This is a genomic window from Methylibium sp. Root1272 (assembly GCF_001425905.1).
GTDB lineage: Bacteria > Pseudomonadota > Gammaproteobacteria > Burkholderiales > Burkholderiaceae_C > Methylibium.
Genome location: NZ_LMDY01000001.1, coordinates 326,592 through 340,115, shown reverse-complemented (window position 1 = coordinate 340,115; position 13,524 = coordinate 326,592). Strand labels below are relative to the sequence as shown.

General features: G+C 68.3%; 14 protein-coding genes. All 14 read right to left on the bottom strand.

The window, feature by feature from the left end; genetic code table 11:
• Nucleotides 1-48: 48 nt before the first annotated feature.
• Nucleotides 49-237, bottom strand: a complete 189-nt coding sequence (locus tag ASC67_RS01560; RefSeq protein ID WP_056314550.1) for a DUF2065 domain-containing protein — start codon at nucleotides 235-237, stop codon at nucleotides 49-51.
• A 37-nt stretch (nucleotides 238-274) separates the two neighbouring features.
• Entirely contained in the window at nucleotides 275-1,165 is an 891-nt protein-coding gene (gene hflC / locus ASC67_RS01555; protein WP_056314549.1) for a protease modulator HflC, read from the bottom strand.
• A gap of 13 nt (nucleotides 1,166-1,178) precedes the next feature.
• Nucleotides 1,179-2,489: an FtsH protease activity modulator HflK gene (gene hflK / locus ASC67_RS01550; RefSeq protein ID WP_082535761.1), complete on the bottom strand. Its 1,311-nt coding sequence runs from the start codon at nucleotides 2,487-2,489 to the stop codon at nucleotides 1,179-1,181.
• Nucleotides 2,486-3,736 carry a GTPase HflX gene (hflX, locus tag ASC67_RS01545; RefSeq protein WP_056314548.1) on the bottom strand — a complete coding sequence of 417 codons (1,251 nt, stop codon included), beginning with the start codon at nucleotides 3,734-3,736 and terminating at the stop codon, nucleotides 2,486-2,488. Before hflX ends, hflK begins: the two co-directional genes overlap by 4 nt.
• A gap of 70 nt (nucleotides 3,737-3,806) precedes the next feature.
• A complete protein-coding gene (gene hfq, locus ASC67_RS01540) occupies nucleotides 3,807-4,052 on the bottom strand; it encodes an RNA chaperone Hfq (protein WP_036230128.1) in 246 nt (81 codons plus the stop codon).
• Nucleotides 4,053-4,124: 72 nt separating this feature from the next.
• Nucleotides 4,125-5,465 carry a ribosome biogenesis GTPase Der gene (der, locus tag ASC67_RS01535; protein WP_056314547.1) on the bottom strand — a complete coding sequence of 447 codons (1,341 nt, stop codon included), beginning with the start codon at nucleotides 5,463-5,465 and terminating at the stop codon, nucleotides 4,125-4,127.
• A gap of 17 nt (nucleotides 5,466-5,482) precedes the next feature.
• Nucleotides 5,483-6,604, bottom strand: a complete 1,122-nt coding sequence (gene bamB / locus ASC67_RS01530; RefSeq protein ID WP_056314546.1) for an outer membrane protein assembly factor BamB — start codon at nucleotides 6,602-6,604, stop codon at nucleotides 5,483-5,485.
• Nucleotides 6,604-7,296, bottom strand: a complete 693-nt coding sequence (locus tag ASC67_RS01525) for a tetratricopeptide repeat protein (protein WP_056314545.1) — start codon at nucleotides 7,294-7,296, stop codon at nucleotides 6,604-6,606. The genes bamB and ASC67_RS01525 overlap by 1 nt, the downstream gene beginning before the upstream one ends.
• Nucleotides 7,297-7,345: 49 nt before the next feature.
• Nucleotides 7,346-8,677 carry a histidine--tRNA ligase gene (hisS, locus tag ASC67_RS01520; RefSeq protein ID WP_056314544.1) on the bottom strand — a complete coding sequence of 444 codons (1,332 nt, stop codon included), beginning with the start codon at nucleotides 8,675-8,677 and terminating at the stop codon, nucleotides 7,346-7,348.
• A gap of 77 nt (nucleotides 8,678-8,754) precedes the next feature.
• Nucleotides 8,755-10,053 carry a flavodoxin-dependent (E)-4-hydroxy-3-methylbut-2-enyl-diphosphate synthase gene (ispG, locus tag ASC67_RS01515; protein WP_200946762.1) on the bottom strand — a complete coding sequence of 433 codons (1,299 nt, stop codon included), beginning with the start codon at nucleotides 10,051-10,053 and terminating at the stop codon, nucleotides 8,755-8,757.
• Nucleotides 10,050-10,970: a RodZ domain-containing protein gene (locus ASC67_RS01510; RefSeq protein WP_056314543.1), complete on the bottom strand. Its 921-nt coding sequence runs from the start codon at nucleotides 10,968-10,970 to the stop codon at nucleotides 10,050-10,052. The genes ispG and ASC67_RS01510 overlap by 4 nt, the downstream gene beginning before the upstream one ends.
• Entirely contained in the window at nucleotides 10,963-11,790 is an 828-nt protein-coding gene (pilW, locus tag ASC67_RS01505) for a type IV pilus biogenesis/stability protein PilW (RefSeq protein WP_056314542.1), read from the bottom strand. Before pilW ends, ASC67_RS01510 begins: the two co-directional genes overlap by 8 nt.
• Entirely contained in the window at nucleotides 11,787-12,971 is a 1,185-nt protein-coding gene (gene rlmN, locus ASC67_RS01500) for a 23S rRNA (adenine(2503)-C(2))-methyltransferase RlmN (RefSeq protein WP_056314541.1), read from the bottom strand. The genes pilW and rlmN overlap by 4 nt, the downstream gene beginning before the upstream one ends.
• Before the next feature lie 47 nt (nucleotides 12,972-13,018).
• Nucleotides 13,019-13,444, bottom strand: a complete 426-nt coding sequence (gene ndk, locus ASC67_RS01495) for a nucleoside-diphosphate kinase (RefSeq protein ID WP_011829595.1) — start codon at nucleotides 13,442-13,444, stop codon at nucleotides 13,019-13,021.
• Nucleotides 13,445-13,524 lie beyond the last annotated feature (80 nt).

Here is a 13,524-nt window from a genome sequence, read left to right as displayed (position 1 = left end):
CGGCGCCCTCAGCGGCTTTCGCTCGCGATCCTCGGTCAAGAACGGCACTCAGCCCGCCACGATCAGCAGCACGATCAGGCCTCCCAGCATGCTGCTCAAGCCGAGAAAACGCAGCTGCCCGTCGCTCAACCGCGTGGCCTGCTCGAACACCCTGCGCCAGCGTTGCGGACTCAGGAAGGGCAGCAGACCCTCGAAGACCAGCATCAGCGCGAGCGCGCTGAACAGCGTGTCCCACATGCCTGCTTCCCGGTGGAGGAGCGCCGGTGATCCGTGCTCACCTGCCGCGCGACGACGATGGCCCGCCCTCGCCCCGCATCGCGCGGAAGAACTCGCTCTCGGGCTCGACCACCATCACGTCGGTCTTGCTGCGAAAGCTCGCCCGATAGGCCTCGAGGCTGCGATAGAACTGCGCGAACTGCGCGTCGCGCCCGAAGGCCTCGGCGTACAGCGCCGAGGCCTTGGCATCACCGTCGCCCTTGACCTTCTGCGCTTCACGGTAGGCTTCCGCGACGATGACCTCGCGCTGCCGGTCGGCGTCGGCGCGCACCTGCTCGCCCTCGGCCTGGCCGGTGGAACGGGTCTCGTTGGCCACGCGCTTGCGCTCCGACTCCATTCGGCGATAAACCGCCTCGGTGATGTTGGCGACGAAATCTACCCGCTTGATCCGCACGTCGACCACCTCGATACCGAAGCTCGTCGCATCGTCCGACAGGCGACGCAACACGCCCTGCATGACCTTGTCCCGCTCGGTAGAGAGCACCTGGCGCACGCTGACCTTGGTGACCTCCTCGTTCAGCGCGGCCTGGACGATCGGCGCCAGCCGCGCCTCGACATTGCGTGCATCGACGCCGTTGTTGCGGATGAACTGACGCGGATCCTTGATGCGCCACTTCACGAGCCAGTCGATCACCAGGCTGGTCTTCTCGGCGGTGAACACCGGCCGCGTCTCGGGGCTGTCGAGACTCTGGATGCGGCGGTCGAGAAAGACCACGTTCTGGAACGGCGGTGGCATCTTGAACTTCAACCCCGGCTGGGCGATGACTTCCTTGATCTCGCCCAGCGCATACAGCACGGCGAACTGCCGCTGGTCGACGACGAACAACGTGCTCGAGGCAATCATCAATGCGAGCAACACGCTCGCCACGATCAGACCGATGCGATTCATTTTCTTGTTCTCCTCAGCGGCTTTCGCGCTCACGCGAACGCTGGTTGTCGCGCGATCGCACGTCGTTCTGCGACGTGCTGCCGCTTTCGGTGGTGGGCGGGGTGGGCGCCGACGCCGCGATGGCGGCGGTCGCACCGGCCGATTGCATCAGCTTGTCGAGCGGCAGGTACAGCAGGTTCGAGCCGGTACGCGACTCGATCAGGATCTTGCTGACGTTCGAATACACCTCGCGCATCGTGTCCACGTAGAGTCGATCGCGCGTGACGGCCGGCGCTTTCTGGTACTCGGTCAGCACCTGCTTGAAGCGCGACGCATCACCCTCGGCCTGGGCAATCACACGGGCCTTGTAGCCCTCGGCCTCTTCGCGCAGGCGCGAGGCCGTGCCCTGCGCCTTGGGGATCACGTCATTGGCATAGGCCTGGCCTTCGTTCTTGAAGCGCGAGCGGTCGGCGCCGGCCTTCACCGCATCGTCGAACGCCGCCTGCACCTGCTCCGGCGGCGCGACGCTCTGCACGTTGACGTTGGAGATCAGGATGCCGGTCTTCAGGCGGTCGAGCTGCGCCTGGATCGACTTGACGAGGTCGGTGGCGATGGCGTCGCGCTGCTCGTACAGCACCGAGTCCATGTTGCTGCGCCCGACGATCTCACGGACCGCCGACTCCGAGGCCAGCACCACCGCCTCGTCCGCGTTGCGGTTCTCGAACAGGTAGTCCTTCGAATCCTTCAGGCGGTACTGCACCGTGAAACGGATGTCGACGATGTTCTCGTCCTGGGTCAGCATCGACGAATCACGCAACCCGGTGGCCTGCACCACCGAATTGCGGCCGACTTCGACCGATCGCAACTGCGTCACGTTCACGACCTCGGCCGACTGGAACGGGTACGGGAAACGCCACTGGAAGCCGGCTTCGACCGTGTGGCTGTAGCGGCCGAAGGACATCACGACGCCCTGCTGCCCTTCCTGCACGATGAAGAAGCCGCTGCCCAGCCAGATCAGCGCCACGACCGCGCCAATCAGGCCGATGCCGATGCCGGCACTGCGCATGTCGGGTGGCGGTGAACTGGCGCCGCCCCCATCGGGCTGCGAATTGCCACCCCCACCCTTGCCGCCGAACAAGCCGCTCAGGCGACGGTTGAAGTCGCGCCACAGCTCGTCGAGGTCCGGCGGGCCATCGTTGCGACCGCCCGTCGCGAGCAGCCGCTCGCCGCGCGCCCGCCAGGCCGCCCGGCGGGCGACGCCGGACGACAGCAAGACCAGGGCCTCGGCCAGTAGTGCGGGGCGACCCCGCGGGCGCTCTGCGCCTGCATCGTTATAGGTATTCATGCGTGTCGTTGGAGCAAGACGGATGCGGAGATGGGATCGTGATCGGGGGGCTCGGCGGAAGCGCCGGTATCGTCGTGCGCCGGCGGAACCGAAGAGGCGGCGTCGGGTGAGCCGGTCTCGCCGCCGTCGGCGAGCAGTGCCTCGCTCACCAGCGCCCGAAGCTCGGGAAGCCCCGGGCCGCGCAGGGCACTGACGAAGACGCGCGGAACGCGGCGCCCTCCGTCCAGCTCGAGCAGATCGACCAGCGCGCGCGGCCGCTGTTCTTCGTCGAGCTGGTCGAGCTTGTTGTAGACCAGGATCTGAGGGATGCCCGCAGCGTCGATCTCCGTGAGCACGCGCTCGACCTCGACCATCTGCTCCGCCAGCACCGGGCTCGATGCATCGACGACGTGCAGCAGCAGGTCGGCATCGGCGGCCTCCTGCAGCGTGGCGGCGAAGGCCTTGACCAGCGTGTGCGGCAGATCGCGGATGAAGCCCACGGTGTCCGACAGGCTCACCGAGCGACGTGCATCTTCGAGGTAGAGCTGCCGCGTGGTGGTGTCGAGCGTCGCGAACAGCTGATCGGCGGCATAGCTGCGCGCCTTGACCAGCGCATTGAACAACGTGGACTTGCCGGCATTGGTGTAGCCGATCAGCGAGACCCGGAAGGTCCCTGCGCGCTCGCGCGAGCGCCGTTGCGTGCCGCGCTGGCGCTTCACCTTGTCGAGCCTCGCCTTGAGCGACTTGATGCGCTCGCCGATCATGCGGCGGTCGAGTTCGATCTGGCGTTCGCCCGGGCCGCCGCGGTGCCCCACGCCGCCGCGCTGGCGCTCGAGGTGGGTCCAGCGCCGCACGAGGCGGTTGCTGAGGTACTGCAGTTGCGCGAGCTCGACCTGCAACTTGCCCTCGTGGCTCTGAGCACGGGCCGCGAAGATCTCGAGGATGAGCCCGGTGCGGTCGAGCACCTCGACGCCGAGGTGGCGCTCCAGGTTGCGCTGCTGCGTCGGCGACAGCGCCTGATCGAAGATCACGCACTGGCCGCCGCTTTCGGCCACCAGCGCCTTCAGCTCGTCGGCCTTGCCCGAGCCGAGGAACAGCGCGGCGTCGGGGGCCTTGCGGCGGGCGATCAGGCGCGCCACGGGCGTGTCGCCGGCCGACTCGGCCAGCAGCGCCAGTTCGTCGAGCGTCGCATCGAAGGAGGAGCCGGCGCCGAGGTCGACTCCGACCAGCACCGCCCTGGCCTCGTTGACGACGGCAGGCGCGCTCAAGCTGGGACCACCAGGGTCTGGCGGTGGGCGGTCGGACGACGGGACGGATGCCGGGAGTGCATCGAGCCGTTCAGCCCGCCGACTCCGGCGCGTCGTTGGCCTGGAAATTCACCGCCCTGCCCGGCACGACGGTGGAGATGGCGTGCTTGTAGACCATCTGGGTCACGGTGTTGCGCAACAAGACCACGTACTGGTCGAAGGACTCGATGTGACCTTGCAGCTTGATGCCGTTCACGAGGTAGATCGAGACCGGAACGTGCTCCTTGCGAAGCAGGTTCAGGAACGGGTCTTGTAGGAGTTGCCCTTTGTTGCTCACGATATCGTCCGTGTTTTAAAGCTGTTGGAGGATGGAAGGTATCACAGGCTCCAGCCGGCGAACGCCCTCAGGTTACGAGTCCTTTTCTGCGAAGGGGTTCCGTGACGATTTCATCTCGATGCGCATCGGCGTGCCGCTGAGCTGGAAGTGGCTGCGAAAACGCCCCTCCAGGAAGCGCTTGTAGGCGTCGGTCACGTGCTCCAGCGAATTGCCGTGGATCACGATCACCGGCGGGTTCTGGCCGCCCTGGTGCGCATAGCGCAGCTTGGGACGGAAGGCGCCGGCGCGCTTGGGTTGCTGGAACTGAACTGCCTCCAGCAGCACGCGCGTCAGCACCGGCGTGGGGAGCTTCTTGGTCGCCGAAGCCCAGGCATCGGCGATCGATTTCCACACCGGGCCCAGACCCTGGCGCTTGATGGCCGAGATGTGCAGCACCGGTGCGAACTTCAGGAAGGCCAGCCGCTGCTCGATCGAGCGCTGCAGCAGCTCGCGCTGATAGCTGTCGACCGCATCCCACTTGTTCACCGCCAGCACCACGGCCCGGCCCGAATCGAGGATGTAGCCGGCGATGTGGGCGTCCTGATCGGTCACGCCCTGGGTCGCGTCGAGCAGCAGCAGCACGACGTTGGCGTCGGCGATGGCCTGCAGCGTCTTGACGACCGAGAACTTCTCGATCGACTCGAACACCTTGCCCTTGCGACGCAGGCCGGCAGTGTCGATCAATTCGAACTTCTGGCCGTTGCGCTCGAACGGCACGCTGATGGCGTCGCGCGTGGTGCCCGGCAGGTCGAAGGCCACCAGGCGCTCTTCGCCGAGCCAGGTGTTGATCAACGTCGACTTGCCGACGTTCGGGCGGCCGGCCACCGCCAGGCGGATCGGCCGGTCGGGGTCGTCGAGCGCCAGATCGTCGGGCTCGTCGAACACGAAGTCTTCCAGCGCCGCCGTCAACAGACTGCGGATGCCCTGCCCGTGCGCCGATGACACCGCCAGCGGCTCGCCCATGCCGAGCTCGTAGAACTCGGCGAGCTGAATGCCTTCGAGCATGCCCTCGGCCTTGTTGGCCGCGATCAGCACCTTCTTGCCAGCCGTGCGCAGGTAGCGCGCGATGTCGTGGTCCTGCCCGGTGACGCCGGCGCGAACGTCGACGACGAAGATGACCACGTCGGACTCCGCCACCGCCTGGCGCGTCTGCTTGGCCATCTCCTTGTAGATGCCGCTCTCGGCCGTGGGTTCGAAGCCGCCGGTGTCGACGACGATGAACTCGCGCTCGCCGAGGCGCCCGTCACCGTAGTGGCGGTCGCGGGTCAGACCGGCGAAGTCGGCCACGATCGCATCGCGGCTCTTCGTCAGGCGGTTGAACAGCGTCGACTTGCCGACGTTGGGGCGCCCCACGAGCGCCAGGACGGGTTTCATCTAGGTTCCGATCGCGCTCACTCGGGGCGGAACGCGAACACCGTGCCGCGGCGGGTCACCGCGACGATGGTGGTGCCGACCTTCACCGGGGCGCCGACGATGGGCTGGCCATCGGTGGGCAGGCGCAGCAGCGGCGCGCCGTTGCTGCGATCGAGGAAGTGCACCTGGCCTTCGAAATCGCCGAACACGAGCGTCGGGCCCACCACCAGCGGCGAGCTGAGACCGCGGTGCAGCATGCGTTCCGAGGTCCACGCGACTTCGCCGCTGGCGCGCTTCCACGCGGTAATGCGGTCAGTGGCATCGGCCGAGAACACCAATTGCTCGTCGGCCGCCACGCCGTTGGTCCCGCCGGTGGTCTTGGCCCAGGCGAGCGTGCCGGCCTCGGCGTTGACGCAGCCGACCGCGGCCTGGAAGCCGCGCACGCAGACCGCATCGCCGACGCGCGCCGCCGGCCCCACCAGATCGGCCAGCCGCTCGACCTCGTTGGTGCCGCGTGGAGATGCGACGGTGGTGTCCCAGCGCACGCTGCCGCGCAGCGGGTCGAGCCCGGCAAGGCGCGGCCCCTGGCCAACCACCAGCGTGTCCTTCCACGGCAGCAGCACGCCGGGCTGCAGCAGCGTCAGCGGATCGCCGGGGCGCTGCTGGACCCAGAGCTTGCGGCCATCGAGCACGTCGAAGGCCTGCACGCTGCGGTCGATGCCGAGCACGAAGACGCGCTCACCGGCCACCAGCGGCGGCGTCACGACACGGGTGGTCAGGCGCGTGCGCCAGAGCGGCTTGCCGCTGTCGAGCACGACCAGTTCGTTGCCGATCGTCACGACGCTGGCGTAGCGCCCGTCGCTGCCGACACCGGCGCTGAGCTTGCCGTCGGCATCGCCGCGCCAGAGCTCCCGGCCGGTTTCCGCTGCGAGCGCGATCACGCGGCCGTCCGAACTGGCCAGCACCACGGCGCCGGCCCCGGAGGCGATGCGCAAGGGAAAGTCCACACTGCCCAGACCCTGCGACCAGACCTGCCGGCCGGCAATCTGCGCCTTGAGCGGCTCGAGCGGCGTCGGCTTGGGTTTCTCCGGCCCGCTGGAGCAGGCCGCCAGGCCGGCAACGAGCAGCGCGACCGCGAGCCTTGCCACGCGGGGGCGCATCACTTCGATGCTCCTGCCGCGGCCGGCACGGTAACCACCGTCGCCGGCGTCTCGGGTGCCGCGCCCAGTGCGGTCAGCTTCGCTTCGACCAGGCGGCGGTAGTCGAGCGTCGGCGCCATCGCATCGAACGCGACCTGGTAGGCGGCGCGCGCCTCGTCGGCCTTGCCTTGCGCCGTGAGGATGTCGCCGCGGCGGTCGGCCGCAAGTCCTGCAAAGGACGTCGGCGGATCGGTAGGCAGCGCCTTCAACGCCTCGTCGTACTTCTTCTCGTCGAGCAACACGCCGGCCAGCCGCAGACGCGCCAGCACCGCGTACTCCTTCTCGCTCGCGTTGCCGATCACCCACTCGAGGCTGGCCCGCGCGGCGTCGTTCTGCCCCTTCTCGAACTGCGCCTTCGCCGCAAGCAGTCCGGCCTGCCCGGCGAAGGCCGTCGATCCGTAGCGCTCCTTCATGTCGGCCAACACGCGGGCGACCTTGTCGGTGTCGCCGGCGGTCACGGCCTTGTCGAGTTCGTCGAACAGCACGCTGGCCTTCACGGCGCGATCGCGCTGCATCCACTGCCAGCCGTTGAAGGCGGCGAAACCGCCGAGCGCGATGATCAGGACCCAGGTGATCAGGTTGCCGTACTGCTTCCAGAAGTGCTTGATCGAGTCGAGCTGTTCTTGTTCTTGGAGGTCGAGAGGGGTGGCCATGCGGATGCTTTGTGAGAGGCTGCGCGGCGTGTGGGGCGCGAAGCCGGGATTATGAACGGAGCAGTTCGCCGGCCCAGGCCGCCGGATCGGCCAGCGGGCGCAACACCTGCGCGGCCGCGCCCTCGCCCGCACGCAGCGGCTTGAGCGCCACCATGCCCTGGGCCATTTCGTCGGCACCGAACACCAGCGCATAGCGGGCGCCGCTGGCATCGGCCTTCTTGAACTGCGACTTCATGCTGGCCGGACCGTCCTTGCCGGCGGGGTGCAGCACCACGCTGGCCCCGGTGGCGCGCAAGGCCTCGATCAGCACCATCGCCGCCGGCAGCGCCGCCGCGCTCGGCAGCACCGCGTAGGCATCCGGCAGCCGGGGCGGCGTCACGACGCCGACCGCGTCGAGCAGCAGCAGCAGCCGCTCGATGCCCAGACCCCAGCCGACGCCCGGGGCCGGCTTGCCGCCGAGCTGCTCGATCAGGCTGTCGTAGCGGCCACCGCCGCCGACCGTCAAGGGCGCGCCCATGCGGTCGGTGACCCACTCGAACACGGTGAGGTTGTAGTAGTCCATGCCGCGCACCAGCCGCGGGTTGACGCGGTACGGCAGCCCGGCGGCATCCAGCACGGCGCGCACCGCGTTGAAGTGCGCCAGCGAGGCTTCTCCAAGGAAATCGATCAGCCTGGGCGCCGCCTCCACCACGGCCTGCATCGCGGGTGTCTTGGTGTCGAGGATGCGCAACGGGTTGCTGTGCAGGCGCCGCCTGGCATCGTCGTCCAGCAGATTGGCATGTGCCTCCAGGTGTGCGATCAGCGCCGCCCGGTGGGCGCGCCGCTCTTCGGCCTGCCCCAGACTGTTGATCTCCAGCCAGAGGTCGCGGCCTTCGATCAGGCCGAGCTCGCGCCACAGCGCGCGGCACATCAGGATCAGCTCGGCATCGACGTCCGGGCCGTGGAAACCCAGCGCCTCGGCGCCGGCCTGATGGAACTGGCGGTAGCGGCCCTTCTGCGGCCGCTCGTGGCGGAACATGGCGCCCAGGTAGTAGAGGCGCTTGCCGCCCTCGTACAGCAGCGAATGCTCGGTCACCGCGCGCACCACACCGGCCGTGCCTTCCGGACGCAGCGTGAGCTGGTCACCGTTCATGCTGTCGGTGAAGGAGTACATCTCCTTCTCGACGATGTCGGTCACCTCGCCGAGCCCGCGCACGAACAGCGCCGTCGGTTCGACGATCGGCGTGCGGATCGCGGCATAGCCGTAGCGCTGCATCACCCGGCGCACCGCCTCCTCGAACCACTCCCAGCGCGCCGACTCGGGCGGCAGCAGGTCGTTCATGCCCTTGACCGCACGCAGCGGCGAAGTCTCCGTCTTGGCGGCTTTCTGTTGTTCTGCCATGGTCGATGCCCACAAGGATTCAGGCCGGCCGCGGCCGGTTCGCTGGGCACACCCGCGGGGTGCGCCGGCTCGCCACGTCAATGCGCGGCGGTGATGCTGCCGTAGCGGCGCTCGATATAGTTCTCGACGACGTTCTGGAATTCGCGTGCGATGCCCTCGCCGCGCAAGGTCATCGCCTTCTCGCCATCGATGAACACCGGCGCGGCCGGCGCCTCGCCGGTGCCGGGCAGGCTGATGCCGATATCGGCATGCTTGCTTTCGCCGGGGCCGTTGACGATGCAGCCCATCACCGCCACCTTCATGTTCTCGACACCTGGATAGCGTGCCTTCCAGACCGGCATCTGCGCCCGCAGGAAATCATCGATCTGCTTGGCCAGTTCCTGGAAGGTGGTGCTGGTGGTGCGGCCACAGCCCGGGCAGGCGGTGACGCTGGGATTGAAGGCACGCAGGCCGAGTGACTGCAGGATCTCGAGCGCCACCACCACTTCCTGCGTACGGGACTCGCCGGGCTGAGGCGTGAGGCTGACACGGATGGTGTCGCCGATGCCGTCCTGCAACAGCATCGCCAGTGCCGCGGTCGACGCGACGGTGCCCTTGGTGCCCATGCCAGCCTCGGTGAGCCCGAGGTGCAGCGGGTAGTCACAGCGCCTGGCCAGCGCACGGTAGACGCTCACCAGGTCCTGTACGCCGCTGACCTTGCAACTGATCAGGATCTGGGATGGGTCCATGCCCAGCTCGCGCGCATACGAGGCCGACTGCAGCGCCGAGCTGATCAGCGCGTGGTACATCACCTGCTTGGCGTCCCAGGGCTGCGCGCGAGCGGCGTTCTCGTCCATCAGTGCCACCAGCAGCTCCTGGTCGAGGCTGCCCCAGTTGACGCCGATGCGCACCGGCTTGTCGTGGCGCAACGCGGCCTCGATCATCATGGCGAACTGGCGATCCCGCTTGTCGCCCTTGCCCACGTTGCCGGGGTTGATGCGGTACTTCGACAGCGCGGCCGCACAGTCCGGGAACTCGGTCAGCAGACGATGGCCGTTGTAGTGGAAATCGCCGATCAGCGGCACCGAGATGCCCATGCGGTCGAGCTGCTCGCGCACGTGCGGCACAGCCTGGGCCGCCTCCGGCGTGTTGACCGTGATGCGCACCAGCTCCGAGCCCGCCAGCGCCAGCTCCTTGACCTGGATCGCAGTCTCGATCGCGTCGACGGTGTCGGTGTTGGTCATCGACTGCACGCGCACGGGGGCGTCGCCACCGACCGTGACCACGTTGCTGCCCCAGACGACGCGCGCCTGCAGTGAACGGCGGGCCGCCGGCTGCACCACGTCGATCGCCTCGGCGTCGCTGCCGGATTCTTCGGACGCTACTGGCCTGTTCATTTCAACTCCAGGCGCGCGACGTTGTCGCGCGTCGACGCACTCAACACGACCGGTTGGCCGCGAAAGACGAGCTGTGTGCCTTCGGCATTGCCCACGGTCACGTGCAGCGGCAAGGGTCCGTCCAGGCCTGCCGCCTCACCGGCTGCCAGTGTGCGCGACAGCAGCACCTGGCCCTTCGCATCGCGCACCTCGACCCAGGACTCCGCCACGGCCCGCATCGTCAACAAGCCGCCGGCGGCCGATGCCGACGCCGCTGTGTCCACCGGGGCCGAGAACACGGTGTCGATCACGGCCGAGCCCGGCGGCGCCGCATCGGCTCCCGCCTGTCCCGCTAGCGATGCCGCCGATGCAGGCACGGCTTCGGACGACGCGGCCTGCGGCGTGGCCGTCTCCAGCGACACGACGCTGCCCGCAGCGTCCGGGCTGCTGGCGGCGTTCTCGGCGGCCGCCGATGCGCCGGCATCGGCCGGCAGCAGCCGACCCACCCAGCCCGCCGGCAGCAGGTAGACGGCCGCCGCCGCCAGCACCAGAAACGCGGCCGCGACCAGCGGCGGGCTCAGGAAGTGCTGCCATTCGACCCCGTCGCTCGGAACGCCGCGGTCGTGGAAGGGCTGATTGAGGCCGCGCGCCACGTGGTCGAGCCCACGCCCGGCGGAGGCAGCTTGGGGCAGGCGCGACAGCACCGGTTCGGCGTCGATCTTCAGCGCCCTGCACATGCTCTGCGCCAGAGCGCGAGCGAAGGTGGCGTCGGGCAGCAGCTCGAGACGGTCGTTCTCGATCGCCTCGAGCTTCTGCGGCGTGACCTTCAGCGAGGCCGCGAGCACCGCGAGGTGCAGGCCCTGCGCTTCCCGCGCCGCACGCAGCAACCGCCCTGCGGTCGTCGCCGGCGGGCTGGTGTCGACCGTCCCCTCACTCATCGAACGTTCCTCGCTCGAACGATGCCGCCTCGCGGGAATTCGGATAGCTCGATCGCAGCTGGTTGCCCAGATCGCGCACACCCTGCGGGTTGGCGAGGCGGTTCTCGATGCGTGCCGCGAGCCACAGCGTCTCGGCGCTGCGCAGCTCGGTGTTGTTGTTAACACGGCGCACGTAGAAGCGCGCCCGTTCGTACTCGCCGCGGCGGTACAGCACGTCGGCCAGGTTCATCGCGATCGCCGGGTTGGCCGGCTCGAGTTCGTAGGCGCGCTTGAGGGTCAGCTCGGCGAGATCGAGCTGGCCGGCGCGTGCCTCGCAGATGCCCTGCACCAGGAAGGTCCGGTTCGGCGTGCGGTACTGCGGCGTCGTCACGGCGCGCTGGAACAGTTTCTCCGCCTCCGGGTAGCGGCCGCGCTGGCACAGGAACCAGCCGTAGTTGTGCATCACGTCGCCGTCGGTGGACGCCAGTTGCAGCGCGCGCTTGAAGCTGTCCTCGGCCTTCTGTTCTTCACCGAGCGCGGCCAGCACCAGGCCCTGCAGGTTCAGCGCCTGCGGCAGGTCGGGGTTCGAGGCCAGCGCCAGCTTTACCTCCGACAGTGCGTTCTCCAGGCGTCCTTCGGAAAAATAGGCTCCCGCGAGGTCGAGGCGGATGCGCGCACGCTTCGATGCGTCGGATTCCTCGTCCGAACCGGCGGTCGGATTGCCGCGGCCGAAGTCGTTGGACCGGCCCTGTGCGTGGACCGAGTTCCAGGCGCCGAGGCACAACAGCGCAGCGAGCAGCATCCACCGCGTCGCGTCCCTCGACCATCCGTCCCGAATCATCGTGTCGTCTCCGTGGCTGAACCCGACGGTGCGGCGCCTGTCCGGCGCTGCACCACGCTGTCGATCGGCTGGATGGCAATCGGCGCCCGCTGCATCCGCGAGCGCGCATTGGTGCGGTCCTGCACTTCGCCGGCCAGCTGGCCGCAGGCGGCGTCGATGTCGTCACCCCGCGTCCTGCGCACCGTGGTGACCAGGCCCCCGTCGACCAGCAGCTTCGCAAAGGCCTGCACGCGCGCCGACGACGACCTCGTCAGCCCCGAAGCGGGGAAAGGGTTGAAGGGAATGAGGTTGATCTTGCAGGGCACGCGCCCGACCGGCCCACGCTCGCCGACGAGGCGCAGCAGCTCGCGCGCCTGCGCCTCGCTGTCGTTGACGCCGTCGAGCATGCAGTACTCGAAGGTGATGAAGTCGCGCGGTGCCGCCTCGAGGTAGCGCTGGCAGGCCTCGAGCAACTCCGCGATCGGGTACTTGCGATTGAGCGGCACGAGATCGTCGCGCAGTGCGTCGGTCGGCGCGTGCAGCGACACCGCCAGGGCCACCGGGCAGTCCTCGCGCAAACGGTCGATCATCGGCACCACGCCGGAGGTGGACACCGTGACACGACGGCGCGACAGGCCGTAGCCGTGGTCGTCGAGCATCACGCGCAGCGCCGGCAGCAGCGCGGCATAGTTCTGCAGCGGCTCGCCCATGCCCATCATCACGACGTTGCTGATGACCCGCTCGGTCGTGCCCAGCCGCCCGCGCAGCTGGTGCTCGGCATGCCAGAGCTGGGCAACGATCTCGCCGGTCGACAGGTTGCGGCTGAAGCCCTGGTGCCCGGTCGAGCAGAAACGGCAGCCGACTGCACAGCCGGCCTGGGACGAGATGCACAGCGTGCCGCGGTCATCCTCGGGGATGAACACCGTCTCGACGGCGTTGCCGCCGCCGACGTCGAACAACCACTTGACCGTGCCATCGGCAGACACATGCTCGCTCAGCACCGCGAGCGGCTGGATCGTTGCGCGCCCCGCGAGCTTCTCGCGCAGCGACTTCGCCAGGTCGGACATCTGCGCGAAGTCGCGCGCACCCTTCTGGTGGATCCAGCGGAACAACTGCGTGGCGCGAAAGCGCTTCTCACCGAGCTGCTCGCAGAAAGCGGCCAGCGCGTCGAGATCGAATTCGAGCAGGTTGGCCGCAGTCATGGGATGCACCGATCGGACCGTCGGGACGCTCGGCGCCCCGCGATCGCTCAGCGGCTGTAGACGTTCATGCCCGGGAAGAAGAACGCCACCTCGACCGCTGCGGTCTCCGGGGCGTCCGAGCCGTGCACGGCGTTGGCGTCGATGCTGTCGGCGAAGTCGGCACGGATGGTGCCCTTCTCGGCCTTCTTCGGATCGGTGGCACCCATCAGCTCGCGGTTCTTGGCGATCGCGCCCTCGCCTTCGAGCGCCTGGATCATCACCGGGCCCGAGATCATGAACTCGACCAGGTCCTTGAAGAAGGGACGCGCCTTGTGCACGGCATAGAACTGCTCGGCCTCGCCGCGCGACAGGTGAACCAGCTTGGCCGCCACGATCTTCAGGCCCGCGCCCTCGAAACGGGCATAGATCTGACCGATCACGTTCTTGGCAACGGCGTCAGGCTTGATGATGGACAAGGTGCGTTCGATCGCCATATTTATTCTCCGGAATCAATGATTTAGCAGAACCTTGAATTGTAGCGCTTGAGGTCGGCGCCTCGATGTCACGCGCGGTC

What these genes read in the sequence shown, in the direction of transcription:
- pilW (WP_056314542.1), bottom strand. Translation starts at nt 11,790, where the DNA reads ATGATTCGGGACGGATGGTCGAGGGACGCGACGCGGTGGATGCTGCTC.
- hisS (WP_056314544.1), bottom strand. Translation starts at nt 8,677, where the DNA reads ATGGCAGAACAACAGAAAGCCGCCAAGACGGAGACTTCGCCGCTGCGT.
- der (WP_056314547.1), bottom strand. Translation starts at nt 5,465, where the DNA reads ATGAAACCCGTCCTGGCGCTCGTGGGGCGCCCCAACGTCGGCAAGTCG.
- ASC67_RS01560 (WP_056314550.1), bottom strand. Translation starts at nt 237, where the DNA reads ATGTGGGACACGCTGTTCAGCGCGCTCGCGCTGATGCTGGTCTTCGAG.
- ispG (WP_200946762.1), bottom strand. Translation starts at nt 10,053, where the DNA reads ATGAACAGGCCAGTAGCGTCCGAAGAATCCGGCAGCGACGCCGAGGCG.
- hflC (WP_056314549.1), bottom strand. Translation starts at nt 1,165, where the DNA reads ATGAATCGCATCGGTCTGATCGTGGCGAGCGTGTTGCTCGCATTGATG.
- bamB (WP_056314546.1), bottom strand. Translation starts at nt 6,604, where the DNA reads ATGCGCCCCCGCGTGGCAAGGCTCGCGGTCGCGCTGCTCGTTGCCGGC.
- ASC67_RS01510 (WP_056314543.1), bottom strand. Translation starts at nt 10,970, where the DNA reads ATGAGTGAGGGGACGGTCGACACCAGCCCGCCGGCGACGACCGCAGGG.
- rlmN (WP_056314541.1), bottom strand. Translation starts at nt 12,971, where the DNA reads ATGACTGCGGCCAACCTGCTCGAATTCGATCTCGACGCGCTGGCCGCT.
- hflK (WP_082535761.1), bottom strand. Translation starts at nt 2,489, where the DNA reads ATGAATACCTATAACGATGCAGGCGCAGAGCGCCCGCGGGGTCGCCCC.
- ASC67_RS01525 (WP_056314545.1), bottom strand. Translation starts at nt 7,296, where the DNA reads ATGGCCACCCCTCTCGACCTCCAAGAACAAGAACAGCTCGACTCGATC.
- ndk (WP_011829595.1), bottom strand. Translation starts at nt 13,444, where the DNA reads ATGGCGATCGAACGCACCTTGTCCATCATCAAGCCTGACGCCGTTGCC.